General features: G+C 39.6%; 25 protein-coding genes and 1 pseudogene. 17 read left to right on the top strand and 9 right to left on the bottom strand.

All coding sequences use genetic code 11. The features are described 5' to 3' along the window. Position 1 precedes the first annotated feature (1 nt). Positions 2-475, bottom strand: coding sequence for an Rrf2 family transcriptional regulator (locus tag ACP69Y_RS05030; RefSeq protein ID WP_425916706.1), 474 nt, complete (start codon positions 473-475; stop codon positions 2-4). 112 nt (positions 476-587) lie between these two features. Then, the gene (locus ACP69Y_RS05025) at positions 588-1235 is read right to left on the bottom strand and encodes a hypothetical protein (RefSeq protein WP_425916704.1); all 648 of its coding nucleotides are present in this window, start codon (positions 1233-1235) and stop codon (positions 588-590) included. Between the two features lie 193 nt (positions 1236-1428). Here ACP69Y_RS05025 and ACP69Y_RS05020 point away from each other — a divergent pair, with 193 nt between their 5' ends. The 3 genes from ACP69Y_RS05020 to ACP69Y_RS05010 all read left to right on the top strand — a co-directional run bounded on the left by ACP69Y_RS05020 (position 1429) and on the right by ACP69Y_RS05010 (position 4329). Continuing rightward, entirely contained in the window at positions 1429-1896 is a 468-nt protein-coding gene (locus ACP69Y_RS05020) for a phasin family protein (protein ID WP_425916702.1), read from the top strand. Positions 1897-2054: 158 nt separating this feature from the next. Beyond that, a complete protein-coding gene (locus tag ACP69Y_RS05015) occupies positions 2055-2327 on the top strand; it encodes an HU family DNA-binding protein (protein ID WP_004651791.1) in 273 nt (90 codons plus the stop codon). Positions 2328-2460: 133 nt separating this feature from the next. Beyond that, positions 2461-4329, top strand: coding sequence for a SurA N-terminal domain-containing protein (locus ACP69Y_RS05010; RefSeq protein WP_425916700.1), 1869 nt, complete (start codon positions 2461-2463; stop codon positions 4327-4329). Between the two features lie 59 nt (positions 4330-4388). Here the strand turns inward: ACP69Y_RS05010 and ACP69Y_RS05005 are convergent, their stop codons facing one another. Further along, positions 4389-5261: a DUF2797 domain-containing protein gene (locus ACP69Y_RS05005; RefSeq protein ID WP_425916698.1), complete on the bottom strand. Its 873-nt coding sequence runs from the start codon at positions 5259-5261 to the stop codon at positions 4389-4391. Positions 5262-5295: 34 nt separating this feature from the next. On the opposite strand from ACP69Y_RS05005, the gene ACP69Y_RS05000 reads away from it, so the two are divergent. Together ACP69Y_RS05000 and ACP69Y_RS04995 are read left to right on the top strand one after the other, a co-directional pair. Continuing rightward, on the top strand, positions 5296-5766 hold the full coding sequence (locus ACP69Y_RS05000; protein ID WP_425916696.1) for a DUF6231 family protein: 471 nt from the start codon (positions 5296-5298) through the stop codon (positions 5764-5766). A 109-nt stretch (positions 5767-5875) separates the two neighbouring features. Then, positions 5876-6541, top strand: coding sequence for a YidB family protein (locus ACP69Y_RS04995; RefSeq protein ID WP_425916694.1), 666 nt, complete (start codon positions 5876-5878; stop codon positions 6539-6541). An 87-nt stretch (positions 6542-6628) separates the two neighbouring features. Here ACP69Y_RS04995 and ACP69Y_RS04990 read toward each other — a convergent pair whose 3' ends face one another. From ACP69Y_RS04990 to ACP69Y_RS04980, 3 genes are read right to left on the bottom strand one after another with little or no spacing between them, the layout of a single operon-like run. Beyond that, entirely contained in the window at positions 6629-7246 is a 618-nt protein-coding gene (locus ACP69Y_RS04990; RefSeq protein WP_425916692.1) for an OB-fold-containig protein, read from the bottom strand. Positions 7247-7274: 28 nt separating this feature from the next. After that, entirely contained in the window at positions 7275-7586 is a 312-nt protein-coding gene (locus tag ACP69Y_RS04985) for a Rieske (2Fe-2S) protein (RefSeq protein WP_425916938.1), read from the bottom strand. A gap of 14 nt (positions 7587-7600) precedes the next feature. Beyond that, a complete protein-coding gene (locus ACP69Y_RS04980; RefSeq protein WP_425916936.1) occupies positions 7601-8605 on the bottom strand; it encodes an adenosine kinase in 1005 nt (334 codons plus the stop codon). Positions 8606-8742: 137 nt separating this feature from the next. Between ACP69Y_RS04980 and ACP69Y_RS04975 the strand changes: the two genes are divergently transcribed. The 4 genes and pseudogenes from ACP69Y_RS04975 (at position 8743) to ACP69Y_RS04960 (ending at position 14416) form a co-directional block, all read left to right on the top strand. After that, positions 8743-9192, top strand: a complete 450-nt coding sequence (locus tag ACP69Y_RS04975) for a GNAT family N-acetyltransferase (protein ID WP_425916690.1) — start codon at positions 8743-8745, stop codon at positions 9190-9192. A gap of 192 nt (positions 9193-9384) precedes the next feature. After that, positions 9385-10095 (top strand): annotated as a pseudogene (locus ACP69Y_RS04970) (hypothetical protein). A gap of 202 nt (positions 10096-10297) precedes the next feature. Further along, entirely contained in the window at positions 10298-13237 is a 2940-nt protein-coding gene (locus ACP69Y_RS04965; RefSeq protein WP_425916688.1) for an insulinase family protein, read from the top strand. Between the two features lie 24 nt (positions 13238-13261). Continuing rightward, positions 13262-14416 (top strand): phospholipase A, encoded by a 1155-nt coding sequence (locus tag ACP69Y_RS04960; RefSeq protein ID WP_425916686.1) that lies wholly within the window; start codon positions 13262-13264, stop codon positions 14414-14416. Positions 14417-14484: 68 nt separating this feature from the next. Here the strand turns inward: ACP69Y_RS04960 and ACP69Y_RS04955 are convergent, their stop codons facing one another. Both ACP69Y_RS04955 and ACP69Y_RS04950 read right to left on the bottom strand, forming a co-directional pair. Continuing rightward, a complete protein-coding gene (locus ACP69Y_RS04955) occupies positions 14485-15825 on the bottom strand; it encodes a TrkH family potassium uptake protein (protein WP_425916684.1) in 1341 nt (446 codons plus the stop codon). Between the two features lie 3 nt (positions 15826-15828). After that, positions 15829-16479: a potassium channel family protein gene (locus tag ACP69Y_RS04950; protein WP_425916682.1), complete on the bottom strand. Its 651-nt coding sequence runs from the start codon at positions 16477-16479 to the stop codon at positions 15829-15831. A gap of 305 nt (positions 16480-16784) precedes the next feature. Here ACP69Y_RS04950 and ACP69Y_RS04945 point away from each other — a divergent pair, with 305 nt between their 5' ends. Continuing rightward, positions 16785-17330 (top strand): hypothetical protein, encoded by a 546-nt coding sequence (locus ACP69Y_RS04945; RefSeq protein WP_425916680.1) that lies wholly within the window; start codon positions 16785-16787, stop codon positions 17328-17330. Between the two features lie 60 nt (positions 17331-17390). Here the strand turns inward: ACP69Y_RS04945 and ilvA are convergent, their stop codons facing one another. Continuing rightward, positions 17391-18929 (bottom strand): threonine ammonia-lyase, biosynthetic, encoded by a 1539-nt coding sequence (ilvA, locus tag ACP69Y_RS04940; protein ID WP_425916678.1) that lies wholly within the window; start codon positions 18927-18929, stop codon positions 17391-17393. A gap of 107 nt (positions 18930-19036) precedes the next feature. Here ilvA and rpiA point away from each other — a divergent pair, with 107 nt between their 5' ends. The 7 genes from rpiA (at position 19037) to clpA (ending at position 26082) form a co-directional block, all read left to right on the top strand. Further along, positions 19037-19708, top strand: coding sequence for a ribose-5-phosphate isomerase RpiA (rpiA, locus tag ACP69Y_RS04935; RefSeq protein ID WP_425916676.1), 672 nt, complete (start codon positions 19037-19039; stop codon positions 19706-19708). A 164-nt stretch (positions 19709-19872) separates the two neighbouring features. Continuing rightward, positions 19873-20550, top strand: a complete 678-nt coding sequence (locus tag ACP69Y_RS04930) for a M48 family metallopeptidase (protein WP_425916674.1) — start codon at positions 19873-19875, stop codon at positions 20548-20550. Positions 20551-20770: 220 nt separating this feature from the next. Then, positions 20771-21112, top strand: coding sequence for a hypothetical protein (locus ACP69Y_RS04925; RefSeq protein ID WP_425916672.1), 342 nt, complete (start codon positions 20771-20773; stop codon positions 21110-21112). 362 nt (positions 21113-21474) lie between these two features. Then, positions 21475-22530, top strand: a complete 1056-nt coding sequence (argC, locus tag ACP69Y_RS04920) for an N-acetyl-gamma-glutamyl-phosphate reductase (RefSeq protein ID WP_425916670.1) — start codon at positions 21475-21477, stop codon at positions 22528-22530. Positions 22531-22608: 78 nt separating this feature from the next. After that, positions 22609-23364, top strand: a complete 756-nt coding sequence (locus tag ACP69Y_RS04915; protein WP_425916668.1) for a DUF6776 family protein — start codon at positions 22609-22611, stop codon at positions 23362-23364. Positions 23365-23382: 18 nt separating this feature from the next. Then, a complete protein-coding gene (gene clpS / locus ACP69Y_RS04910; protein WP_425916667.1) occupies positions 23383-23796 on the top strand; it encodes an ATP-dependent Clp protease adapter ClpS in 414 nt (137 codons plus the stop codon). 9 nt (positions 23797-23805) lie between these two features. Then, positions 23806-26082: an ATP-dependent Clp protease ATP-binding subunit ClpA gene (gene clpA / locus ACP69Y_RS04905; RefSeq protein WP_425916666.1), complete on the top strand. Its 2277-nt coding sequence runs from the start codon at positions 23806-23808 to the stop codon at positions 26080-26082. The last annotated feature ends 16 nt before the right edge of the window (positions 26083-26098 follow it).

Raw genomic sequence — 26098 nt, 5'->3', positions numbered from 1 at the left:
GTCAAATACCTGTAACCGATAAAAGGGCTGAATCAAAACTTGGTGAATTTTGGCGAATTGCAACGGTTTGGACGTTGTCTCGTGCTACAAGATCAGCAAGTGTAATTTTCGCTAAATAATCGGCAATGTGGTGGGAGAGTTCTTGCCATAAATCATGAGTTAAGCACATTGCACCATTTTGGCAGTTGCTTTTATGGTCGCAACGAGTCGCGTCAACTGTTTCGTTTACAGCTTCAATAATTTCTAACACAGTGATTTCTTCAGCGCGACGAGCAAGATGGTAGCCACCATTGGCACCACGTACACTAGACACTAGGCCGTGACGCTTTAATTTCGCAAATAACTGCTCAAGATAAGCCACAGAAATAGTTTGACGGGCTGCAATTTCAGCAAGCGTGATCGTTTGTTCAGTTGGCTGCAAAGCTAAATCAAGTAGAGCAGTCACTGCGTAGCGACCGCGAGTAGTAAGACGCATGATTCGATACACATGTTAAGACTAGATGTGTCGATTTTAAGAATCCTGACTAAAATAGTCAAGTTTTTTATGAGGCTTTAAATTATTTTGTTTTATAAGAAAAATTATATATTTATCCAAGCCATAGATTATACACTAATAAGGCAATTAAAAGCACTGTCGTTACAATAAACGAGATATTAATTCTTTTCTGTTTTTGTTGGATGCGACGAATACGATTTTTATATTGTTTAACTTCAACTTCTAAGCTATTGATTTTTGAACGTTGCCGGTCAATTTTTTCTAAAAGAGGCGCAATGCGCTTTTTTGAAGCAACAATGTCTTGCTCATTAGTGGGTTCATTTAACCATTGCTTCCAATCTGATAAAATTTTTGGAAAGCTAAAGAGTAGAGCCAGATCGCGAAACTCATCTTTTAAAGCAAGGTCACCATCGATACGCATTTTTTTAAGACTGTAACGATTGGCAAATACAAAGACTTTAATTAAATCTATGAGGGTAGTACGGATATCCAGATCAACCGCTTGCTCTGGCGCTTTGGTTTCAAATAAAATTCCATGTTCGGTAAACTGAACGTAAAAATCAAAATAAGGCAAATAACTGTTAATTTTAATCACAACTTTTTGATCTACAAATTTTTTAGCCTGCAAACCAATAACGCGATCATGCTTCAAAATAAGGGTAAAAATTGTTTCAAGAACAATCATAGCCATTGTGAGCAACAAATGCGGTTGATTTTGACTTTGCTGCGATTCACTCATAAAACTTAATCCTTACCTGAAATAGAGCATCCTAGCTCGTAAAATATGCTTCAGGACTTTAAACCAAATACATAATAATCTTGCTTTGTAGAACAGTTTAGCAAATCTATCAAGTATTTAATTTGCTATTATCAGTGTATTTTATGGATAAATATGTTTAGCCGTACATAAAACAATCGGGAGATAAAGAACAATGGACAAGCAAATAAAAGATCAGGAAGATGAACAAAAAAAACTGGAAGATATTGATAAGAAGAAGAATAAATCTCGTGAAGGACGAAAATCAGGGTTGGATTTCCGTAAATACACCCAACAAATTTGGCTTGCGGGTTTAGGTGCTTTTTCACGTGCAGAAGAAGAGGGAAACAAATTATTTGACTCTTTGGTTAAAGTGGGAGAAGAGCTAGAATCTAAAACCACGGAAATTGCTGATCAAACTGTAGAAAAGGTGTCGGAGAAAGCCAAAGAGTCAGTTACGGATACTAAAGATAAAGTTGAGAAGCTGATTGACCATAGTGTGAACCATTCTTTAAACAGAATTGGTTTAGTGACGGTAAAAGATATTCAGCATTTAGAAAGTCTCATATTACAACTACATAGCAAGGTCGATTTTTTAGTTGAAGAAAATAAGTTTTTAAAAGAGCAAATTGTAAAAAAATGAAACATTTTTGGTTTTTCTGCATTTTTCAACAATTTTTTTCGCATTTATTTTGCAGAAATCGATATCCAGAGTATTGCGTTTTGCCCTAAAGCATTGCTATAAAGGTGCTATGGAATCCTTAGACCTTAAATAAACGATATTAAGAGGACGTAATCTTCATGAATAAATCAGAATTAATCGATGCAATTGCAGAGAAAGGGGGATTGTCTAAGACTGATGCAGGTAAAGCCTTAGATGCGACAATTGCTTCAATTACTGAAGCACTTAAATCTGGTGATACTGTAACACTTGTTGGTTTTGGTACATTCAACGTAAAAGAACGGGCAGCACGTACTGGTCGTAACCCACAGACTGGTGCAGCTTTAGAAATTAAAGCAAGCAAAGTACCTAGCTTTAAAGCTGGTAAAGGTTTAAAAGATTCTGTTGCTTAATCTTTTTTAAAGCCGATAAACGCGCCGCATTAGGCGCGTTTTTTTATTAATAGTGGCGATTTTCAGTTTGAACGCATTCATTCATTGTGGGTTTTCGGTTAAAATCGCTCACAAATAAAATATTGGAATACTTATGGAATCTTTTCGTAAAGTTATTAAGGGTTGGTTAGGCAAAGTTCTGCTTATATTGTTTTTGACCCCTTTAGCACTTGTAGGTATTGAAGGATATTTTAGTGGTGGAAAATCAGAAGACACAGCAAAATTAGTGAATGGCCAAGAGATTTCTAAAAAAGAGCTAGAAACACTGACAAAATCATTTAAAGACCAGTACCTGGCTTATGCCAATGGTGACGAAACTTTATTGAATCAATCGTTTATTCAAAATAAAGCGATGGATACCTTGGTGGCTCGTACCTTGTTATTACAACAGGCAGAAGAGTTGGGGATCTCTTTAAGTGATGCGCAGATTGAGCAAATGGTTGCCCAACAACCAAACTTCCAAGAAAACGGTAAATTTTCTGAAAGCTTGTATGCAAACTATTTGCGTTCAGTCGGCATGACCAGCCAAGCTTTAATTGCAAATTTACGTCAAGACCATGCCTTAAAAATGTTGACTTCAACATTTATAGATTATGCTTTGGTCAGTAAATTAGATATTGAACAAATTGCGAACTTGCAAACTGAACAACGTACATTGCATCTTTCAAGCATTAAACTGGATGAATACAAAAAAAATGTAAAAGTAACAGCTCAGGAAGTTGCTGCTTATTACAACAAACATCAAAACTCATTTAAACAAGTTGCAAGTGTAGATGTGGATTATGTGGTATTAACTCCAGCGAATGTTGCACCTGCCAATACGCAAGTCACAGAGGCTGAATTACAGCAAGCTTATGCAACATTTGTGGATGCGCAAAAGAAAGATGCTAAACCATTAGTGAAGCATATTTTAATTGCAGCAGATACTCGTTCAGATGCAGAAGCGAAGAAATTAGCTACTGATGTCGCTGCGAAAATTAAAGCAGGGATGACCTTTGCTCAAGCTGCTGCGCAATATTCAGATGATACTGAGTCTAAAGCCAAAGGCGGCGTGGTAGAGGCATATGCCAAAGGTGTATTTGGCGATGCATTTGATCAAGCGGTGGCTTCGTTAAAGTCAGCGCAAGTATCAGCTCCGATTAAAACCCAGTATGGTTATCATTTAATTGAAACAGAAGCGGCAGCCGTTAAGCTTCCATCATTTGAAACTGAAAAACCACGCTTGATGGCGGAATTGCAAAAGAACAAATCTGCAAATGCTTTTTCAGATACTGTAAATGGTCTGAATGAAATGGTCGTCGGTAGTGATGCGCTTGATGTTGTTGCTCAGGAAGTGAAAGGTGTAACCGTTCAATCAATCAAGGGGATGACTTTAGCGACTCAACATCCGGTACTGAGTGATGCGAATGTAAAAGTTAAGTTATTTAATGATGATGTGAAAAATGGTGACCGTAATGCGTCAAGCAGTATCCAGCTAGCGAATGGTGATACAGTTTGGGTGAAAGTACGTAATTATCATGCTGCTGGTGTGCAAACCCTTGCAGAGGCAACACCTCGTGTTAAAGCTAAACTGATTGAACAAAAAGCAGTTGATGCAGCTAAAGCGAAAATTCAAACGGCATTGAATGGCTTCAAGTCACAACCTGCTGCGACTGTAGTAGCACAAAGTAATATCGCATTCGAAAGTGCAGGTGTATTTACGCGTTCACAAGGTCTGAAACGTGAGATTGAACGTGCCGCATTTAGTGTTCCGGCACCAAAAGCAGGCATGTGGTCAGTAACCACAGCTTCCTTGCCAAATGAGTTGGTGGTTGTAGCCGTGTCGAATGTAAATAAGACGACAGCTAATGCTTTAACGGATGATCAATTAAATGAATTGTCTAAGTTGTACCAGCAACTTCGTGGTCAACAAGAACTGGATGATTACACTCAATATCTCAAATCGCATGCAAAAATTAAATAATTTTCTATGAAACAAAAAACCTGCGTTAACGCAGGTTTTTTTATGGGCTAAATAAAGTTTTATTCAGCACGTAGCTTAAGTTCATAGCCTGAGTATTTGCGAATATTAATCACACCTGTATCCAAGATCAGGTATTGACCTTTAATCCCGAATAATTTGCCACGAATAATCGGGGTTTTATCTAAATTATGTGATTTGATTTTCTCAGGATATTGCTCTACCGGATAGACAAACTCACGTGGAAGTTCGCTTTCCATGATTTCAACAGTTTCATTAAATTCAAGATTCTGACTAAATTCATCACGAATAGTCTGAATTTTTGGCGCAAACTCTTCAATCAACTGTTCACGCACTTCAATCAAGTCCAATGGCTCAGCTTCACCTTTGAGCAGTTTTCGCCAATCGGTTTTATCCGCCACCTGTGTTCCAAACATGATTTCCAGTTGACCTGATAGCCGACGTGAACCGACTTTCATAATCGGAAGGGCTTGGGTTGCACCTTGATCGAGCCAGCGGGTCGGCATTTGTCCCTGACGGGTGATGCCTACTTTTAATGCACTTGAATTGGCCAGATAAACAATATGCGGCTGAAAACAGACTTCTTGAGCAAAACTGTCTTGACGGCAAGTACCCAAATGATAGTGACAGGTTTCAGGCTTCATAATGCACATATCGCATGAAGCTTGAGTTTTAAAGCATTTAAAACAGTGACCTTGAGCATAAGATTTGGGCGTTTTATTGCCACAGGAAACACAGTAAATATTACCTGTCCATTCGATTTCGACTTCTTGTCCCAGAGTAAATGGAAGATCAATTTCAGCGCGATCCAGTACAAATTTATATTCTACATTTGCCTTACAGGTCTGGTGATCAGTTACAATAGGGTCCTTTAGACCTGCGTGCATTTTATGGCAAATGCCTTGTAGTTCCATGAAGAATACTCTCTCAAATAATAAGGATGCAGTTATGGCTGAACAAAATGTCATTGCTTCAATGCTAGACGATTTATCTAAAGAACAGCCTATTCAAACTGCATTATGTATTGGCCAGAATCTTGCACAATACGACATCAATCAATCAATTCAATGGCACTATTTTACCGTAACTGAGTTTTTAAATCTGCCTTTTACACGGCGCTATGACTTAGGTTTGGTATTGCTTGATTCACAAGAATTAATTCATGTTTCTAATATTGAGAAATCACAATTATTGGTCAAGCTGCGCGATTTAATGGCGAAGCGAATTGTGGTGGTCAGTCAGTTGCAGGATGAAAAACTATTACGTGCTTTAGGTTTTACCCAGCTGATTGATAAAACCCGGCATGAGGGTGATTTTGCTTTATGGCAATTCAATATTCTGACTTATAAGCATGTGCCGGACTGGTTTAATTCTAAATTTTGGGCAAACCCTGAAAACTGGAATAAATTCCGCTGGTAAACCAAGTTGTTTATGTCTTTGCTAAATCTTGCAAAACTTAACAATTTGCCTTCATTGCTGGTTTTGAAAGCATCGTATGCTTTTATAGAGCTTCGATAAGGATAATATGATGACAAACCTGAGTAATATTGTGGAAATATTGGCGAAACAAGCTTTGGGTAATAATCAGCAAAATCAATCACAAAACCAATCGCAACAAGGTGGTTTAGGTGGAATTTTGGGTTCTGTACTGGGACAAATAAGTGGTAACAGTACGCAACAGCAATCTCAACCCAACCAGCAATCCCAACAACATCAACAAGGTGGTTTAGGCGGGATTTTGGGATCAGTATTGGGACATTTAGGCGGTACGCAACAAAGTCGGCCAAGACCGCAAACGGGTGGTTTAGGGGGTGGCGGTACAAAAACTTTATTGATTGCAGTTTTGCCCTTAGTTCTGGCATGGATTCAAAAGCAAGGTGGAATACAAGGCGCTCTGGATAAATTGAAAGGTCTGGGCTTAAATAAGCAGGTAGATGACTGGGTTTCAACTGGGCCGGGTGAAAATGCCAGTGTAGATCAGCAACAGGTTCAAGGACTGTTTGATGATCAAGATGTAGAGCAGGTTGCACAGGAAGCACAAGTACCAAAACAGGATATTTATGGTGCAATTTCAAAAGTTTTACCGCAAATTATTGATTCTTTGACACCTCAAGGTGAGCAAACCAATAAACAGGAAGCCAATGATGATATTCAACAAGTGATGAACTTGGTTTCTGGCTTTCTTAAGCGTTAATATTTTTCTTTTTAAGACCAGTTAGGTTGCTAACTTAACTGGTTTTTTATGCTCTAAAATTAATTTTTATTGTTTGCTACCTGCATATTAATGGTGATTTCCCATGGTAAAAAGGGAATTGGATTTAGATATTTTTTTAGCAATATAGTGTGACTTTTTTAATCGAATTAAAATAATTTGCGATTGAAATTCGAGTTCACCAAATTCTGGCTCGACTTGAACATAATGCAGTTGACCAAAGCTATCTCTAACCCGTGCTTGTGCAGAAAAGCCAGGGCGGGCATTGCCACTTGATATGGTTGCCAGGCGCCCAAGCAGACTGACTTGTTGTCTGGTAAATGTCGGCTTGATGACTTGATCAAGACAATGAATCATAAACACAGTGAAGAAAATCGCAATGATGAGCGCAGGGATTACTAAGTAAAAAGCGGGTAGAAATTCCTGTTGCTGGGTATACACACAAAGTTGAAGAAAATAGCCTGAAAAACTGAAGTTCATCAGTAAGAACACCACAATCAGTGTTTTGGAAAAATTAACATTCAGCAAGGGAGATTCAGAGAGCTTTTTTGGAGACAGTTTCTTTAGATATTGAGTAGGACGAATATTAAAATAATAGCCAATGGTTTCTGCCATGCTGAGTAAAACTAAGGCAAATAAACTTAAATGAAACGGGATTAAGTCATGGTTCTGTAAAAACTCAAGCATGGCAAGATTCCAATAGGCTGTATTCTATTTATTCTTCGTTTAGGTAAATTCCACCATCAGAATGCACATTGATTGCTACTTTTTCAAGTGATTGTCCTTGGCAAGGCCCGGAAATACATTCACCCGTTTCAACCAGAAACAGTGCACCATGAGTGGAACATTCAATAAATTCCTGATCGCGGTCTAAAAACTGGTTTTCTAGAAACTCCAGTTCAACCTGTAAGTGCGGGCAGAGATTCTGGTAAGCATAAAATGAACCATCACGCTGGGTAATGAAAATGGTATCACCAGTCGACGTTTCATAAGAACGTGCTTCACGTTCAGGAATATCTTCCGTCATGGCAATTTTAATCATTATGCACATTCCTTTTGGAAGTTGTTTAATAATTCCGCATAATTTTCAACACTTAGGCGCGGCCCAAATTGTGAAACCACCTCACTTGAAATCAGGATGGCCAATTCAGCAGCAACTTTAAGGCTTAAACCTGCGTTTAATGCATACAGGAAAGCACCTGCAAAGGCATCACCGGCACCATTGGCATCAACCGCTGTAACCGCACGACCTGGAACTTTAAGGGTTTGCTCTGAATCGGAAATTAAAGCGCCTTCTGCAGATAATGTAATGACAGTGTATTTACTCTTTTGCTGTAATTTAGCCAAGGCAGCTTCAATGGAATCAGTTTCTGTATACATTAAGGCTTCATGATAATTACAAAGCAATAAATCTACACCATCATCAAGCAATTCATCCAAACCTTGACGTGCATATTGCACCATTGCTGGATCGGAAAGTGTAAGTGCAATTTTTACACCATGTGCTTTTGCAATTTCACGCGCGTGTTTAACCGCTTGGCGTGCAGTATCGCTGGTCGATAAATAACCTTCAATATATAGCCATTTTGCAGTTTTTAAGGGTTCAAAATTGATTTGTTCTGCGCTAAGTTCTGCAGTAATACCTAAAAAAGTGTGCATGGTGCGTTCCGAGTCAGGGCTCACCAGAACCATACAAGTACCTGTTACACCTTCACTCACTGACTTTTCAGTGGTGTGAATACCCGCTTCATTTAAACCTTTTAGGTAAATGCGACCGAGTTCATCATTACCGACACGGCATCCATAAAAGGCTTTACTTCCTAAAGCACTAAAGGCAAAGGTGGTATTTGCAGCAGATCCACCTGATGCTTGACCTTTATATACTTGCGTTTCTTTTAAATTATTATATAAATTTGCTTGTGTTTCACCATCAGTCAACTGCATAGTGCCTTTTTGCAAATTTTGTTGAATAAGGAAATCGTCAGAGACTTTAAATTCTTGGTCGATTAATGCATTACCAATTGCAAAAAGATCAACAGTTGCCATGTCTTTCATTCACATTTCAAATTAAAGCACTAAGTTTACACCAATGCTTATGATTGCTGTAGATTGATGAATAAAATTCAATATATGACTGATTTATTCGTACAAAATGCACAATAGGCAAGGATTAGGAAGATTAGATGAATATCACGATTGCTAAAGCTGAACAATTACCTGCACAAATCACAGAATTAGCCAAGCAAGCTCATAAAGAAGGATTGCAGTTGGTTGATCAATTGATTGAAGAATATGAAAGTGGAAAAAACAGGTTTGATCAGCCCGGCGAATTTCTTCTTTTTGTTTATGATGATGAGAAACTGATCGCCTGTGGCGGTTTAAATCAGCAGTGGAATGAAAACGAAATTGATACCCGTATTGGTCGGGTACGTCGTTTTTACGTATTGCCGAAATACCGTAAGCATGGTGTGGGTAAACAGCTTTTACAACATCTGGAAAAAAATGCCCGTGCAAATTTTTCTGCACTTTGTCTAAGTATAGACACAAAATCTGCAGCAAATTTTTATCAGAAACAAAATTATGTTTTTGTTGAAAATCATCCGAATTATAGCTATTTCAAATATCTACTTTAGTTTTATCACATCTGGTTATGATGCTGAGGAGTGTAAGTTTGCTTATCAGCATTATGATTACAATCACTTTTAAATTTCACGGATGAGTTTTTAATTGCTTCGGTAGATGCTATAAAAAACCCTCTATATTTTAATGTTGAATTAAGTACATTGCTTAAAAATATCAGCAAAGACCTTTAATGAGTCAGACTGATGAAGCAACAACAAAATATTAAAGCTCACATTTCTAAAGTTCCTCAAATCACTGCACTTTTCTGGAGCACTAAAATTTTTGCCACAACCTTCGGTGAAACAGGGGGGATGCAGTATCGATGTCTTTAAATTTGGGATATCTAATCAGTACCTTTATTTTCGCGGCATTATTTACAGCCCTGCTATTTTTTCAAATCAGTGCTAAATTTTATCGACCGTATCTATACTGGTTTACCATTATTGCCAGTACTACCGTGGGCACAACATTGGCAGATTTTATCGATCGGTCTTTGGGGATTGGTTATGTCAGTAAAAGTAGTCTATTGCTGGGTTTGGTCTGCTTGTCTTTATTGAGTTGGTATAAAGTTGAAGGCAGTATTTCACCGCATACAGTGAATTATCCACGGGCAGAAATTTTCTATTGGATCACCATTACTTTTTCCCAAACTCTGGGTACGGCTTTAGGGGACTGAGGTATAGCGGCGGTATTATACTTTTTGTGGGTTTGATTTTATTGATTTTGGCACTTTACCTTTTTACGCATGTGTCGCGGACTGTGTTATTTTGGAGTGCATTTGTTCTAACCCGTCCGTTGGGTGCAGTGGTCTGGATTTAAGCCGCTTCACCGCTCCAGCTTTGATATTGATCGCAATTTTATTGTGTATTTATTTAAGCCATAAAGTCACTTCAAAACCGGTTTTAAAGACATAAAAATGGTTTTAGATCTGATTTAAAAAAATAGCACTCGGTTGCTATTTTTTTTTGCATTGAAAATAGCGCTGATTTTGATTAAAAATAAGGACGTTGAAACCAGACTGAAATGCTGGGAAATTCGTAACGGTGCGAATCCATATCGTTCAAGATTCAGGTATAATCACAACATCTGATAAATATGTATACATTAGGAGATCACATGACTGTAGATGTCACTGAAACCATTACTCAAACTGTTCACCCTGCGTTTCAGTTGATACGTCAACACCATGTTGAGGCCTTAGACGTTTTTGTGTCTGAATATAAACATAAAGTGACAGGTGCAACGCATTATCATCTTGCAAGTGACCTTGATGAAAATGTCTTTCTGGTGGCGTTCCGTACTCAACCCATGGATTCAAAGGGTGAGGCGCACATTTTAGAACATACCGTATTATGTGGTTCTGAAAAATTCCCTGTTCGTGACCCATTCTTCCTGATGATTCGTCGTTCACTCAACACCTTTATGAACGCATTTACCTCAGCAGACTGGACAGCTTATCCTTTCGCAACGCAGAACAAAAAAGACTTTCAAAACTTGCTGGAAGTGTATTTAGATGCTGCTTTTGCTGCGAATTTAAATGAACTGGATTTTGCTCAAGAAGGTATTCGTATTGAGCTGGAAAATGGTGAACCCGTCTATAAAGGCGTAGTGTTTAATGAAATGAAAGGGGCGATGAGTTCTCCTTCAGATCAGCTGTATCATCAACTGGCACATCATTTATTCCCGAAAACCACTTATCATTACAATTCAGGTGGTGATCCGAAAGATATTCCAGACTTAACTTACCCAGAGTTAGTTGATTTCTATAAGTCACATTATCATCCAAGTAATGCGGTGTTTATGACTTTTGGTAATGAATCTGCCTATCATTTACAAGAACAATTTGAAACCTTAGCCTTGTCTAAATTTGAGAAAGGCCAAACGCTGCGTTCAACGCCTGAAATACGTTTGACTGCACCGGTTGAAGTGACAGAAACTTATGCCTTAGATGCAGAAGACTTAAAAGATAAAACCTATCATGTGATTTCATGGCTATTGCCTGAAGCAAGCGATATTAAATTGCGCTTGGGTATGCGTTTGGTTGAAGGGATTTTGCTTGAAGATTCTGCTTCGCCATTACGTCATTACCTGGAAACCTGTGATTATGCACAATCTACCGGTCCAATTATGGGTGTAGATGATTCAAATTTTGAAATCACTTTCTTCTGTGGCGTGCAGGGTTCAAATCCTGAGCATGCGCAAGAATTTAAAGAGGGGGTATTCAAAATTCTGCAAGATGTTGCCTCTAAACCCGTTGATTCTGCAATGGTCGATGCCATTTTGCATCAGATTGAATTGCATCAGCGTGAGATCAATGGTGATGGTATGCCCTATGGTCTAAGCCTGATTTTAAACGGTTTAGGCAGTGTCATTCATCATAGTGACCCGATTCATGTTTGGGATGTAGATACTGCAATTGAGCAAGTCAAAGAAGAACTCAAAAACCCAATGTGGTTGTCGAACCTAATTCAAGAACATTTGCTGGATAATACCCATCGTGTGCAAATGACTTTAGTGCCAGATGCAACGAAATCTGCGAAAGAAGCTGAAGCAGAAAAAGCACGTCTAGCTGAAATTGGTGCCAAACTGACTGATGAGCAAAAAGCGGAAATCATTCAGCAAACTGAAGCCTTAAAAGTCCGTCAAGATACGCCAGACGATATGAACTTGTTGCCAAAAGTAGGGCTGGAAGATGTGCCTGCTGATCTGCATATTGTGCAGGGTCAATTACGCGAAATTATCAGTAATAATCACGATACACCTTTGAATCTGTACCATGCAGGTACGAATGGTATTTACTATCAACAAGTGACGGTTAAAATTCCGAATGAAGTGGTGCAATCACCATATTTCAACTTGCTGTCTGTTTTGTTGGGTGAAGTCGGTGCAGGCGAGTACGATTATCTTGAGCTTCAGCAACTACAAACCGCAGTCAGCGGTGGTGTGGGGATGGGTGCATCTTTACGTTCAAAAGTCGATGATAAAAACAAAATCAGCGCATGGTTAACGTTGACGACTAAATCATTGGTGAATAATTTTGAAGCGATCCGCATATTAAAATTGGCATTTGAACAACTGCGTTTTGATGAAAAAGACCGCATTATTGAATTGTTGCAGCAACGTAAAACACGTTGGCAATCACGTATTTCAGGTTCTGGTCATAGCTATGCCATGCAAATTGCATCACGTAATTGCAGCGCCTTGGCACAACGTGATTATCAAAATACCGGTTTGGGTGCGCTGAACTGGTTAACTGAGCTGGTGACTAAAATTGAAAATGATGAAGCTGCCTATGATGCTTTAATTGCGGAATTGAAAGCCATTCATCGTGTACTTTTACAAGCACCGAAGCAATTCTTGTTGGTGTGTGAAGAACATCAGTCAGATCGTTTGATTGAAGAAATTCAAGACGTTTGGGACAAGTTGGCGGTTGATCAAACACCGGTAGAATTAACGACAGTTTTCACAGAAAATAGCAATAAAGACGAAGCATGGTTAATTCAGGCCAATGTTCAATTCTGTGCCTCCGCTTATCCTGCTGTAGAGGTATCCCATCCGGATGCAGCACCTTTAATGGTGTTGGCTGCATATTTGCGTAATGGCTTCTTGCATAGTGCGATCCGTGAAAAAGGGGGTGCTTACGGTGGTGGCGCCAGCTATGACGGCAATGCCTGTTCGTTCCGTTTTTATAGTTATCGTGATCCACGTTTGGCAGAAACGTTTAAAGACTTTGAAGCAAGTATTGACTGGTTGTTGAATACCGAGCATCTACCGCATCAGCTTGAAGAGGCAATTTTAGGATTGGTTGCGAGCATGGATAAACCCGGTTCTCCTGCGGGTGAAGCCATTAGTGCTTGTTATGCTTTATTGCATGCACGTACGCCGGCAGTTCGAAAACAATTGCGTGCACGTTTGCTTGCAGTGACTTTGGATGATTTAAAACGTGTTGCAGAACAATATCTGGTTCAGCAAAAACCCGTAAGAGCAGTGGTTGCACCAGTGGCTAAGCGTGACACGTTGCTTGAACTTGGTTTTGAGATCAAACAAGCAAACTAAAAGAATAAACTGAGGTAACACCCTATGGCGTTCAAAAAACTTGAACGCACTACTTTGCAACTGAGCATGCTTATGCTCAGTTCATTGTATGTGACGAATGTAAATGCGGTAAATCCAGGATCTTTAATTACACCGGCCAGTCCTGAAGCCTGTGTAGCTTTGGAATCCAATGCAGATCGGTTGGCTTGTTACGATACGCTGTTTAAGATACCTGAGGCAGAAAAAACCCCACTGCTTTCTGAGCGTCAAGCGGCAATTGAACTGGCACCTAAACCGACTGAACCTGAAACGATTAAAGAAAAAATCAGTCAGGGCGTAAGTAGCGTATTTTCTGTTGAAGGTCCGAAAATTGATCCCAATCGATCTTTACTGGATAAGCGTTGGGAATTATCTCCAGACAGTAAGCTTGGAACCTGGAACATTCGTGCGCATCAACCGGTTTACCTGATGCCGGGATTTTGGACTTCTGACAAAAATGAACGTCCTTCCAGTCCCAATGAAAATAATACGGTACAGGTAGGTGATGACCAAAATTTAAAATCGATGGAAGCGAAATTTCAGTTGTCATTAAAAACCAAAGCGGTCGAAAACCTGTTTGGTGATAATGGTGACATCTGGTTTGGTTATACTCAGTCATCTCGTTGGCAAGTCTATAATGCTGATACCTCACGTCCTTTCCGTGAAACCAATTATGAACCTGAAGCTAGTCTGATTTTTCGTACCAATTATGAACTATTGGGTTTAAACGCACGCTTACTCGGTTTGACATTTAACCATCAATCGAATGGTCGTGCAGATCCTTTATCTCGTAGTTGGAACCGTGTGATGCTGAATCTTGGTTTTGAGCGCGACAACTTTGCACTCATGGTACGTCCTTGGTATCGCATTGAAGAAAATGCCAAAGATGATAACAATCCTGATATTAAAAACTATATGGGTCGTGGTGATTTAACCGCATTTTATCGCTGGAATGATCATGATTTTTCACTCATGCTGCGTCACTCGCTCAAAGGCGGTGATAATGCCCATGGTGCTGCCCAGTTCGATTGGGCATTCCCGATTAGTGGTAAGTTGCGTGGTCATTTCCAGTTGTTTGATGGCTATGGTGAAAGTCTGATTGATTATAACCATCGTGCGACTTATGTCGGTTTAGGTGTGTCATTAATGAATTGGTACTAAAATTTATCAAGACATTATAGAAAAACCACTCGCTTGAGTGGTTTTTTTATATCGAAAATTAAGAGTAATTAACCAATTTGAATATCTGCCGGCGGGTGCTTTAAGCGACTCTTCTTTGGGGTAGCAATCAGGTAAGCCAAAGTCAACGGTCCTAAACGACCTGCGAACATGAGTAAAATTAAAGCAAGCAAGCTTGCAGGTTGAAGCTCACTGGTGATGCCACGGGATAAGCCAACTGTACATGCGGCTGAAACGGCCTCAAAAAGTAAATCCAAAAAATTCTTGGTCGGCTCTAAAATCAGAAGCGTAAATAGTCCTAAAAATATCAAGATCGATGTAATAGAAAGTACTGCAAACGCCTTAAATGAAGTCACTTTTGAAACAGAGTGATTAAATACCCTTAATTCTTCCGAGCGCCGTAAAAAAGTAATCACACTTAAAACCACAATAATAAAAGTGCCGACTTTAATGCCACCTGCCGTACTTAAAGAACCTCCACCAATAAACATCAATATCATGGTCACTAGAGTAGAAGCATCGGTCATACTGGACATGTCTAAACTGTTGAAACCCGAGGAGCGCGGAACAGTGGCATGGAACCAGGCATTTAATGCCTGATCACCTAGGCTCATGCCGGACAGTGTCAGCGGATTATTGGCTTCCAATGCCCACAGCACGATAAACGCAGTCAAGTTTAATCCTGCAATGGTGGAGAGGATTAGTTTGCTATTGGTGCTTAATTTTTTCCAGCGATGGGCACGTTTAATATCCATGAGCACTACAAAGCCAATTCCACCAATAATGTAGAGCATACTGATGGTAAAGGTAATCAGGTAATGGTCTGCAAAACTCATCAGGCTATTGGGAAAAAGGGAAAAGCCACCGTTATTAAAGGCAGAAACACTATAAAAAGCAGCATAAAAAAAAGCACGTGGAAAATCATATTCCTGCATCCAGGCAATGGTCAGAATAACCGTACCGACAGCTTCAAAAAATAAGGAATATAAAAGCACACCCTTAATAGTGAAAGAGACTTTGGCCAGACTGGTTTGACCAATCGTTTCCTGTGCCATGACTTGCTGTTTTAATTTGATATTGGAAGACAGGCTGAGTGCGGCAAGGATGGCAAAAGTCATAAAACCCAAGCCGCCAATCTGCAGCAAAAGCATAATCACCACTTGGCCAAAAGTGGTATAGGCCTCTCCCACATTGACTACAGAAAGTCCGGTAATAGTTACAGCAGAGGTGGAAGTAAACAGGGCATTGAGCCAGCTTAATTCCCCATGATGTGAAATGGGAAGTTTGAGCAATAAGGTACCGGCAAATATAAAACTTAAGAACCCTAAGGCAAGTAAGCTGGGAGGACTCAGATTGACGGTATTATGGTTTATATTTTGCGGCTGATTCATATTTTATTTAAACCGGGCAGACAGTTTTCGTAGTGGTTCAAGTTCACCTTCAACCACTAAGATATCACCTTCTTGCAGAATTAAATTAGGATCAATACTATATAAAATTTCCTTGCCACGTTTATGCAGAAGCGTTTTAATCTCTGAGGCATGATCCATAAGATGATGAAAGCGTTCACCCTTTTGATTTGCCTTAATTTCGATTTTAACGATGAAGTGATTGTCTTCTAACCCCATATAACGACTGACCATCGGGTAACTTAAAGACTGGGCAATACGGGTACCCATATCTTCTTCTGGATGAATGATTTTATTCACGCCAAGATGGGTCAGAATCATGTGATGGGCTTTGGATTTCGCCTTGGCCCAAATCTTGTTCATGCCCATGTTTTTCAGATGCAAGACACATAAAATACTGGCTTCAATGTCTTCACCAATCGCAACCACAACGGCTTCACAGTTTTGAATATTCAGTTCTCTAAGAACATGTTCGTCGGTTGCATCGGCAATAACAGCATGAGTAATTTCATCTGAAATGCTTTCCACATACTTTTTATTGTTGTCGATACCAATCACATCGTGATTTAAGCTCACCAGTTGGGTTGCAACGGTGGCACCAAAACTACCTAAACCGATGACTGCAAATAGTGCCATGCAAATATTCCTTATCCGTTTTTATGGGCTTTTGCTTGATAAAATGTAGGTAAATGTGACTTCATTTTATAATTTTAATATTCATTCAGCTATCCGGCTTACAAAATTATATATTACAAAGGTTTATTTTTAAGCTGGTCTTATTCTGTAACTACATATCCACACGCATGATTTTATAAATGATTGAATTTATTTTGCTATTTTAATTGTTTCAGAGAGTGATCGGCTGAACGAATAACGTCATAAAATGTTCAAAAAATCGGAATATAATTTATCCCTATAATTCTATTTTTATAGTGATGAAAATGGATGATAAAAAGATTTTCAAGCTTTTGCAGGAATGGTTTCCGGTGCTGGAACTGAAGGAAATCCCCAAGAAGAAAAACCGACATAGCTTTCAGCAATTTCTGATGTGGATGCCAGCTGAAAAAGTGGGTAAGCATTTTCAAACTTATTTGATGTCTGTTGATGCTGAAAACCCTCATGACAATGGTTTGGAGCGATGTGCTGTTTTGCAGCACATGAATATTGATATTGGTTTAACACAGCAAAAAATTCGTAAAAGAACTATGCCTTTATATCAGCATTATGAGCAGCATAAACAGGTCATTGGGAAGTACTACAATGTGAATGCACAGGCTTTTGATATTGTTTTTGAAGAAATTTATGCCTTACTCAAGTCACAAAATTTTGAATTGTTAATTATTTATGCGGAAACCGCTTATTGGATGGCAGTGCCTGATCAGGATGTCAAAATTCATAAATTATGTAAGTCTTTCTCGAAGCAATTTAAAGATGAAGGGATTTGTATAGAACACTATATAAAACTGGACTGTTTAAGATCGACTTAAAAATCTTCGATTAAAAAAAAGAGCCAATGCATGGCTCTTTTTAATGTCGTTTTTAATAACTTATTTTAAGAAACGTTGATAACCCAGGTTATTGGTAATTTCTGCATATGGATAAGTGATACTTTCCAATGTTTCAATTAAACCGTCGGGATTTTGTTTCGCGTCGCTTGCCTCTAAGCCAACCAGTACTCGACCTTCAGCAGCGCCGTGGTTACGGTAGTGGAACAGGGTAATATTGTGAGTTGGACCAAGGCGTTCCAAGAAAGTCAGTAATGCACCGGGACGTTCTGGAAACTCGACACGGAATAAGCGTTCATTTTCAATATCCGCATGTCCACCAACCAGATAACGAATATGCAGTTTTGCCACTTCATCATCAGACAAGTCATCAACATCATATTGTATTGCCAAGATGTCATAAATATCGTGACGTTCCTTTTCGCCGCCTTTTAAGCTGATGCCGACAAATACTTGAGCAGCGCTGGAAGTGCTGGCACGGTAGTTAAATTCAGTGATATTACGGCCTTGAAGGGCGCGGCAGAAATTCAGGAATGAGCCTTTTTCTTCCGGAATGGTGACTGCAAAAATGGCTTCTTTGCGTTCACCCAGTTCAGTACGTTCAGCAATATAACGCAGGCGGTCAAAGTTCATGTTGGCACCACAAACGATTGACACCATATTTTTATTTTCTAAGCCATGTTCAGCCACATATTTCTTGATTCCCGCAAGTGCCATGGCTCCAGAAGGTTCAACAATACTACGACATTCATCATAAGTGTCTTTAATGGCTGCACAGATTTCATCAGTGTTGACCAAAACCACATCACGTTCAACAATTGGACCCGAGTTATCCGATTTTTGCAGGCGAATCACATCGAATGGTTTTTCCCCAATTTGAGCGACCGCAGTACCGTCCGCAAATAAACCTACAGATGGCAGAATCACACGTTCGTTGGCTTCAAAGGCTGCTTTTAGGCAAGCAGATTCATCATATTCCACAGGAATGACTTTGACGTGTGGAGCAACATCACCCAGGTAAGCAGCAACACCAGCGATTAAACCGCCACCACCAACGGCGACGAATACATATTCAACATCACGCCATTGACGCAAAATTTCGTTGGCAATGGTGCCTTGACCTGCCATGACCAGTTCATCGTCATAAGGGGGAATAAAAGTCATGCCTTCATCTTGCGCACACTGAATGGCATATTTATTGGCAACATCAAAAGAATCGCCGTGTAACACGACTTCACCACCAAGACGTTTTACTGCTTGGACCTTAATGTCGGGCGTGGTTTTTGGCATCACAATAATGGCGCGAATTCCCAGTTTTTGACCAGATAGAGCCACACCTTGCGCATGGTTACCTGCTGAAGCCGTAATCACGCCACGTTCCAACTGAGATTTCGGTAATTGACTAATACGGTTATAGGCACCGCGTAGTTTAAAGGAAAAGACAGGTTGTAAATCTTCACGTTTAAAGCGAATGTTATTGTTTAGCTTTTCACTAATTCGTGGCGCTGCTTCGAGTGGAGTTTCGATTGCAACGTCATATACCGTTGCTTGTAATATTTGTCGAACCAAACGAGACAGCATGTTAATTTTCCATCTAACAGTTTAAAATAGGCGTTTATTGTAACAAACCCCTGTACATTTGGGCTGTTTAATCAGCAACAAATGTCAAAAAATAGTTGAGCCAAGTTATGAGTCTGTATGCGACCCAAGATGAAAAGAAACAAGCTGCTGCAAAAGCGGCTTTAAAGCACTTGCCAAAAGGCGGGATTTTGGGTGTAGGTACAGGAAGTACTGTGAACTTCCTCATTGAATTATTGCCGGAATTGCAACTGGAAGCTGCGGTTGCAAGTTCTGAAGCGACTGCACAGCGCCTTAAAAAATTAGGCATTGAAGTGGTGGATATGAACTCTGTAGGCGGTTTGGATGCCTATGTAGATGGTGCAGATGAAATTGATCGTCATATGCACATGATTAAAGGTGGCGGTGCTGCGCTGACTCGTGAAAAAATTGTTGCTTCAATTGCGAAAAAATTCGTTTGTATCGTAGATGACTCTAAATGGGTAGAACAGTTGGGTCATGATTTCCCGCTGCCTGTAGAAGTAATTCCAATGGCGCGTTCAGCGGTAGCACGTAAAATTGTGAGTCTGGGTGGGGATCCAGTTTATCGTGAAGGCGTAATCACTGATAACGGTAACGTGATTTTAGATGTGCATAACTTCAATATCTTGAATGCGCTTGAACTTGAAAAAATCCTTAATAATATTCCGGGTGTAGTGTGTAACGGTATCTTCGCGATTAACAAAGCGGATGTTGCCATTGTTGCAACTAATAACGGTATTGAAGAACGTACTGCGATTTAATTTAAATAATCCCCCCTAAAAATCCTCCTTTTCTTGTGTTTCATTTTAAAGCACTGCTTTAAAATTAGCTCAGGGGGACTTCCAAGTCCTAACTTTATAAAAGTACGGTTTTCTCCCTCCTTTGAAAAAGGAGGGTTGGGGAGGATTCTAAGAATAAAAGAAAAATGACGCTAAACGAATTACCAGAAATCAAAATTGTCCGTCATGCGCGAGCGAAATGTTTACGCTTACGTGTTGACTCGACTCAAATTCGTTTAACTGTACCGGTACTTTGTAGCAAACGAAAAATTCAAAATTTTATTGATCAAGCCGAAGAGTGGTTGCTAAAGACCTGGCAACAACAAACACAGAATATACAGCAACAGACTTTACCCACAGAATTAAAGCTTTTTAATTTAGATCAGCCTTTACAAATCGTTTATCAAACCCAAAAACAGTCATTCATTTTTGACAAAGTAAAAATTCGACTTTTAATCAGCGATTGTCAGCCCGAACAATATCTAAAAGCTTTTGTGATTGCTTATGCAAAGCAGCATCTTCCTCTTTACTTGGAGGAAGTGAGTCATGAAATTAGTTTAAGTTTTGGGAAATGTGCAATTCGTCAGCCTAAAACGCGGTGGGGAAGTTGTACTTCCAAACATGACATTATGTTGAATAGTAGTTTGGTATTATTTCCGAAGCATATCGCCCGTTATGTATGTGTACATGAATTGGCACATACCAAACATTTTGATCATAGCCCGTATTTTTGGGCAGAAGTTCAAAAACATGATGAGAATTTTCAACAGCATCGGAAGTTATTAAAAAGTAGTCCGATGCCATATTGGTGGTATTCATCATAGAATAATATTTTAATTATTAAATTTAATGAGTTGTGTTAGGTATATAAATATAAAGTTAAATCTTAACTTTTAAAATACTGTCTGGCATAGAGGTAAAAATCAGGATTAAAATTCAATTTATTTGCTGGAATTTATAATGTGGAACTTAATAAAAAATGATTTATGAAAGAGTCTATTCTTTTTAGTTATCGGCCCAGTACAATGCAGTGATCATAATTATGTGAACTGGCAGGTTGCCAAATTCACTGTGGAGATTGAATTGGAAATTTGTATTGAAACACCAGACAAAGAGACTTGGGATAAAGCTCAACAGGCCTGCTTTAAGCTTGGATGGGACTGGGAGAGAGAAGAATGGCCTGAGTGGGATGAAGAAACGGGCAAGGATGTATGGAAAGAAGATCCTGAATTTACATTAAATAATGATAGCTGGGATGAAACAGTAACTCATCTTTGTGTGGTAGAAGGAATCTTGTGCACCAATAATATTGAAGATGGTGATCCGACGGAAGATGGCTATAAATTAATGAGTATTAAAGATTTAGAAAATCTAGCCGTTAAATAATATCCCAAAAGCTCAACTCATCATATTTAATACAAGCCCTCTTCATTAATGAACTGGGCTTTTTTAAGGTCTGGGAAAAGTTATGAAAGCGGTCCGATTTTAAAATTACAAAAGATAGAAAGATTTCAGTTGGTGAGAGTAAACTTGATTTACTTCCTTTTTCGGAAGCGTATATAGAAAATACGGAGCGATTTATAAATGATCTATATCAATTGTTGTGATGTATATTCATAAGTGCGATATAAATACGTATATTGGGTTTTAAGGTTAAAAACTTTAATCAGCTATCCAAAACAGTTTAGAAAACCAAAACTTCCTGTCATACTACGCAGTTACGAAATGAACACTTTAAATTTGAGGTAGTGATCGTGATTACTGTTGGTATTGTCGGTGGTACAGGTTATACAGGCGTTGAATTGTTGCGTCTTTTACTACGACACCCAAATGTGCAAGTCAATGTACTGACATCACGTACCGAAAAAGGTCGCCGTGTAGATGACATGTTCCCAAGCTTACGCGGTCATACCGATCTTGAATATTCAGATTTAAACATTGATGAACTAAAAAAATGTAATGTGGTGTTCTTTGCTACCCCTCATGGTGTGGCAATGAAACACGCGGCAGAACTGGTTGCAGCGAATACTAAAGTCATCGATTTGGCAGCAGATTTCCGTTTACAAGACTTAGAACAATTTGAAAAATGGTATGGTCTTGAACATGCCTGCCCGGATATTTTAAAAGATTCAGTTTACGGTTTATCAGAATTAAATCGTGACAAGATTAGACAGGCCAATGTGATTGGTAACCCGGGTTGCTATCCAACTACGGTACAACTGGGTCTTGCGCCATTATTTAAGCAAGCAGAAGCTTTAGTAAAACCTGAAAGCATTATTATTGATGCAAAATCAGGGGTTTCTGGCGCAGGCCGTAAAGCAAGCCTCGGCATGATTTATTCTGAAAATGCTGACAACTTTAAGGCTTATGGCGTTGCGGGTCACCGTCACCATCCTGAAATTGTAGAAGCACTGGAAAATATCTCGGGTCAAAAAGGTGTGTTTGATCATATTCTCTTTGTACCGCATTTGGTTCCCATGATTCGTGGCATGCTCAGTACTATTTATGTTGACTTGACCGACGCAGGGGACGCAGCAGACCTACAAAGCTTATATGAACAATTCTATGCCAATGAACAATTTGTTGATGTGATGCCAGCAAACAGCTCACCTGAAACACGTTCTGTGCGTGGTGCAAACCAGCTTCGTATTGCATTGTACAAGCCACAGCCGAAAAAACTGGTTGTTTTATCTGTACAAGACAATTTGGTGAAAGGCGCCGCAGGTCAAGCCGTGCAAAATATGAACTTGATATTTGATTTTGCTGAAAATGCAGGTCTGACAGGTATTGGTTTATTACCATAAAAAACGTTTTTCAGCTTCACACACATTTGGATTTGGATTTAAATGTGTGTTTTGAATGAATCAAAATAAGAGATGACGATGCCGAACACTGAATCAAATACTCAGTCACAACAGACACCACTCAGTAAAAAGCCTTTTGTTAAGGGGAATTTACCTTTAGCTATTGGCGCTGCAATTCTGATTGCAGGTAGTGGCCTACTGGGCTATTCAGTTGGGCATCGGCAAGGTCTGACTGCTGTAGGTTTTGAAGCTGATGCTGAACAGCTGGTTGAAGTTGTGCAAAAGCAAAAGAGTAGTCTGGAAACACTGAATAAAAATTTGAATCTGGCTGTGCAAGAGCGTGATGTTGCCGTGAGTAATTCAAATGACTTATTTGCTGCTCTGAATCAGGCTCGTGAAGATAAAGCTCAGGCTGAGGGTTTGAGTTCTATTTACCGTGAAGTGTTGGGGCAACGGGGTGGGCTAAGCTTGACGATTCAGAATATCGGGATTAAACCTTTACCGGACAATGCTTATGAATATGAGCTGGATCTGGTACAAGTCAGCCCGAATAAACGTAGTATCTCTGGAACGGTGGAACTGCGCTTAATTCAGGACACAGAAGTTCTGATTGTTCCAATGGAAGACAAGAACTTTAATTTTCAAGATTATGAACGTTTAACGGGCCGCTGGACCATGCCTAAAGGTTTTACGCCACAATTCATTGAAGTCCGTTTAACAGGTGGAACAAGTACTCCGGTGATTAAACGTTTTAGTTGGGGCCGTGGTAAACCGATTGAGAGTCAATCTGCATTTATTTCTGAAATTCCTCAAGCAGAAGCAAATGCACAATAAATGTGAATTTTAAATCCTATGCGAATCAATAAGCGTCAAAATTGTTTAAATGCCATCAAAAGTTCTTTTCATCAATCCGGATATGTCGACTGGCATATTAGTCCACGCTTAGGTAATGACTCGCAAGACGAATCTGAGGGTGAGATCGCGGTACAGACTGCGCCACCTGAACTAAAACGTCCACCCATGTATGCTGTTGTTTTAATGAATGACGATTACACCCCAATGGACTTTGTAATTGAAATTTTACAACAATACTTTGCTTTGAATCTTGACCAAGCGACTCAAGTAATGCTAACTGTACATTATGAAGGGAAAGGTGTTGCAGGCGTTTATCCACGAGACATTGCGGAAACGAAAGCGAACCAGGTCAATAATTACGCTCGGTCACAAGGTCATCCATTGCTTTGTCAGATTGAGCCAAAAGATTAAGGGGATTACATGCTCAGTCGTCAATTAGAAGTATCTTTACGTTTGGCTGTAAGCATGGCTCGTCAAAAGAGACATGAGTTTCTCACGGTTGAACATTTATTGTTGGCTCTACTGGATAATGACTCTGCTGTAAATGCGCTTAAAGCGTGTGGGGCGGACATTATCGTTCTGCGTAAAGAACTAGAAGAATACGTCGAACAACACACCCCTAAACTAGGCGAACATAGTGATCAGGCGCCACATCCGACTGAAAGTTTTGATCGTATTCTGCAACGTGCGATTTTCCATGTGCAATCCAGCGGTGGTGATCGAACTGTTGAAGGTGCAGATATTCTTGTTGCAATGTACTCTGAACGTGATTCTTTTGCGGTTTACTTGCTTAAACGTCATCAAATTAACCGTTTAACTTTAACTCAATACTTATCTCACGGTACGCGTAAAGAAGAAGTGCAAGCCGAAGAAGAAGTTGAAGAGTTGGATGGTGAAACCTCGAGTTCCTCAAATGCAGGACCACTCGATTTATATACTACTAATTTGAACGCCGAAGCTCAAAAGGGGAAAACAGATCCTTTAATTGGGCGTGAAAAAGAAATTGAACGTGCTGCGCAAATTTTATGTCGCCGTCGTAAAAATAATCCTTTGCTTGTGGGTGACCCAGGTGTAGGTAAAACCTCGATTGCTGAAGGTTTGGCTTGGCTGATTGTAAATGGTAAAGCACCTAAACCATTGGCCAACGCAGAAGTATATAGCTTGGATATTGGTGCACTGGTTGCAGGAACCAAATATCGTGGTGACTTTGAAAAACGCTTGAAACAATTGTTGAATGCGTTGAAGAAGAAACCAGAAGCAATTCTGTTTATTGATGAAATTCACATGATCATTGGTGCAGGCTCCAGTATGGGTAGCACTATGGATGCATCAAACCTGATTAAACCTGCCTTGTCGAATGGTTCATTACGTTGCATCGGTTCAACGACTTTTCAGGAGTATCGCCAGGTTTTTGAAAAAGATCATGCTTTATCACGTCGCTTCCAAAAAATTGATGTCAATGAACCCTCTATTTCTGAAACGATTGATATTTTACGTGGCTTAAAATCTAAATTTGAAGATTTTCATCATGTTCAATATGAGGATAAATCTTTGGTTGCAGCAGTGGAGCTGTCATCTAAATTTATTAATGATCGCTTCCTGCCGGATAAAGCCATTGATGTGATTGATGAAGCGGGTGCACAGCGCCGTTTGAAAGCAGAGCAAGATGATACTTTGATTACGGTCGAAAATATTGAAGATATCATCTCTAAAATTGCACGTATTCCACCGAAAACCGTATCGAAAGATGACAAAACGGTATTAAGTAATCTAGAGCGTGATCTGAAACGCGTGGTATTCGGTCAGGATGATGCAATTGAAGCCTTGGGTTCTGCGATTAAATTGTCGCGTGCAGGCTTGAAATCACCTGATAAACCAGTAGGTAGCTTTGTGTTTGCAGGTCCTACTGGGGTGGGTAAAACTGAAGTCACCAAACAGTTGGCCAAACTTTTAGGGGTGGAATTGGTTCGTTTCGATATGTCTGAATATATGGAACGTCATGCGGTTTCACGTTTAATTGGTGCACCTCCGGGCTATGTTGGTTTTGACCAGGGTGGCTTGTTGACTGATGCGATTCATAAAAGTCCACATTGCGTATTGCTACTGGATGAAATTGAAAAAGCGCATCCAGATGTGTTTAATTTGTTATTGCAAATTATGGATCATGGCGCATTGACCGACAACAATGGTCGCAAGTCAGACTTCCGTAACGTGATTCTTGTTTTAACAACCAATATTGGTGCGGAAAGTATTTCTCGCGCGAGTATCGGATTTATGGAACAAGACAATAGTAATGACAATAAGGATGCAATGAAGAAAGCATTCTCGCCTGAATTCCGTAACCGTCTAGATGGCGTGATTCAATTCAATGCATTGCCAACTACAGTTATTGAAAACGTAGTGGATAAATTCCTGACTGAACTTCAAGCTCAACTTGATGATAAGAAAGTGGTTCTTGAAGTAGATCAAAGTGCGCGTGAATGGATGGCTGAACATGGCTATGACCGTTTAATGGGTGCGCGTCCAATGCAACGATTAATTCAAGAACATTTGAAGAAACCGCTTGCTGAGATGATTTTGTTTGGTGAGCTTGCTGAACACGGTGGTAATGTAGCTGTCTCTGTGAAGAAAGAAGATGGTAAAGCGGTTGGCTTGAAATTGGAAGTATTTGAAGATCAAACTGCGGAACCTGCATAATCCCTATATTGCTAAA

It is taken from the genome of Acinetobacter sp. TSRC1-2 (genome assembly GCF_049895885.1).
Lineage (GTDB): Bacteria > Pseudomonadota > Gammaproteobacteria > Pseudomonadales > Moraxellaceae > Acinetobacter.
The sequence above is the reverse complement of the archived record's forward strand: the minus strand, read 5'-3'. Positions and strand labels throughout refer to the sequence as shown.

Excerpts from the sequence above, each read along its gene's own strand:
- rpiA (WP_425916676.1), top strand. The coding sequence starts at position 19,037 with ATGAGTCTGTATGCGACCCAAGATGAAAAGAAACAAGCTGCTGCAAAA.
- ACP69Y_RS05015 (WP_004651791.1), top strand. The coding sequence starts at position 2,055 with ATGAATAAATCAGAATTAATCGATGCAATTGCAGAGAAAGGGGGATTG.
- ACP69Y_RS04995 (WP_425916694.1), top strand. The coding sequence starts at position 5,876 with ATGACAAACCTGAGTAATATTGTGGAAATATTGGCGAAACAAGCTTTG.
- ilvA (WP_425916678.1), bottom strand. The coding sequence starts at position 18,929 with ATGCTGTCTCGTTTGGTTCGACAAATATTACAAGCAACGGTATATGAC.
- ACP69Y_RS04955 (WP_425916684.1), bottom strand. The coding sequence starts at position 15,825 with ATGAATCAGCCGCAAAATATAAACCATAATACCGTCAATCTGAGTCCT.
- ACP69Y_RS05025 (WP_425916704.1), bottom strand. The coding sequence starts at position 1,235 with ATGAGTGAATCGCAGCAAAGTCAAAATCAACCGCATTTGTTGCTCACA.
- ACP69Y_RS05020 (WP_425916702.1), top strand. The coding sequence starts at position 1,429 with ATGGACAAGCAAATAAAAGATCAGGAAGATGAACAAAAAAAACTGGAA.
- ACP69Y_RS04985 (WP_425916938.1), bottom strand. The coding sequence starts at position 7,586 with ATGACGGAAGATATTCCTGAACGTGAAGCACGTTCTTATGAAACGTCG.
- ACP69Y_RS05010 (WP_425916700.1), top strand. The coding sequence starts at position 2,461 with ATGGAATCTTTTCGTAAAGTTATTAAGGGTTGGTTAGGCAAAGTTCTG.
- ACP69Y_RS04975 (WP_425916690.1), top strand. The coding sequence starts at position 8,743 with ATGAATATCACGATTGCTAAAGCTGAACAATTACCTGCACAAATCACA.
- ACP69Y_RS04945 (WP_425916680.1), top strand. The coding sequence starts at position 16,785 with ATGGATGATAAAAAGATTTTCAAGCTTTTGCAGGAATGGTTTCCGGTG.
- ACP69Y_RS04980 (WP_425916936.1), bottom strand. The coding sequence starts at position 8,605 with ATGGCAACTGTTGATCTTTTTGCAATTGGTAATGCATTAATCGACCAA.
- ACP69Y_RS05030 (WP_425916706.1), bottom strand. The coding sequence starts at position 475 with ATGCGTCTTACTACTCGCGGTCGCTACGCAGTGACTGCTCTACTTGAT.
- ACP69Y_RS04930 (WP_425916674.1), top strand. The coding sequence starts at position 19,873 with ATGACGCTAAACGAATTACCAGAAATCAAAATTGTCCGTCATGCGCGA.
- clpA (WP_425916666.1), top strand. The coding sequence starts at position 23,806 with ATGCTCAGTCGTCAATTAGAAGTATCTTTACGTTTGGCTGTAAGCATG.
- ACP69Y_RS04965 (WP_425916688.1), top strand. The coding sequence starts at position 10,298 with ATGACTGTAGATGTCACTGAAACCATTACTCAAACTGTTCACCCTGCG.
- ACP69Y_RS05005 (WP_425916698.1), bottom strand. The coding sequence starts at position 5,261 with ATGGAACTACAAGGCATTTGCCATAAAATGCACGCAGGTCTAAAGGAC.
- clpS (WP_425916667.1), top strand. The coding sequence starts at position 23,383 with ATGCGAATCAATAAGCGTCAAAATTGTTTAAATGCCATCAAAAGTTCT.
- ACP69Y_RS05000 (WP_425916696.1), top strand. The coding sequence starts at position 5,296 with ATGGCTGAACAAAATGTCATTGCTTCAATGCTAGACGATTTATCTAAA.
- ACP69Y_RS04915 (WP_425916668.1), top strand. The coding sequence starts at position 22,609 with ATGCCGAACACTGAATCAAATACTCAGTCACAACAGACACCACTCAGT.
- ACP69Y_RS04990 (WP_425916692.1), bottom strand. The coding sequence starts at position 7,246 with ATGCTTGAGTTTTTACAGAACCATGACTTAATCCCGTTTCATTTAAGT.
- ACP69Y_RS04950 (WP_425916682.1), bottom strand. The coding sequence starts at position 16,479 with ATGGCACTATTTGCAGTCATCGGTTTAGGTAGTTTTGGTGCCACCGTT.
- ACP69Y_RS04960 (WP_425916686.1), top strand. The coding sequence starts at position 13,262 with ATGGCGTTCAAAAAACTTGAACGCACTACTTTGCAACTGAGCATGCTT.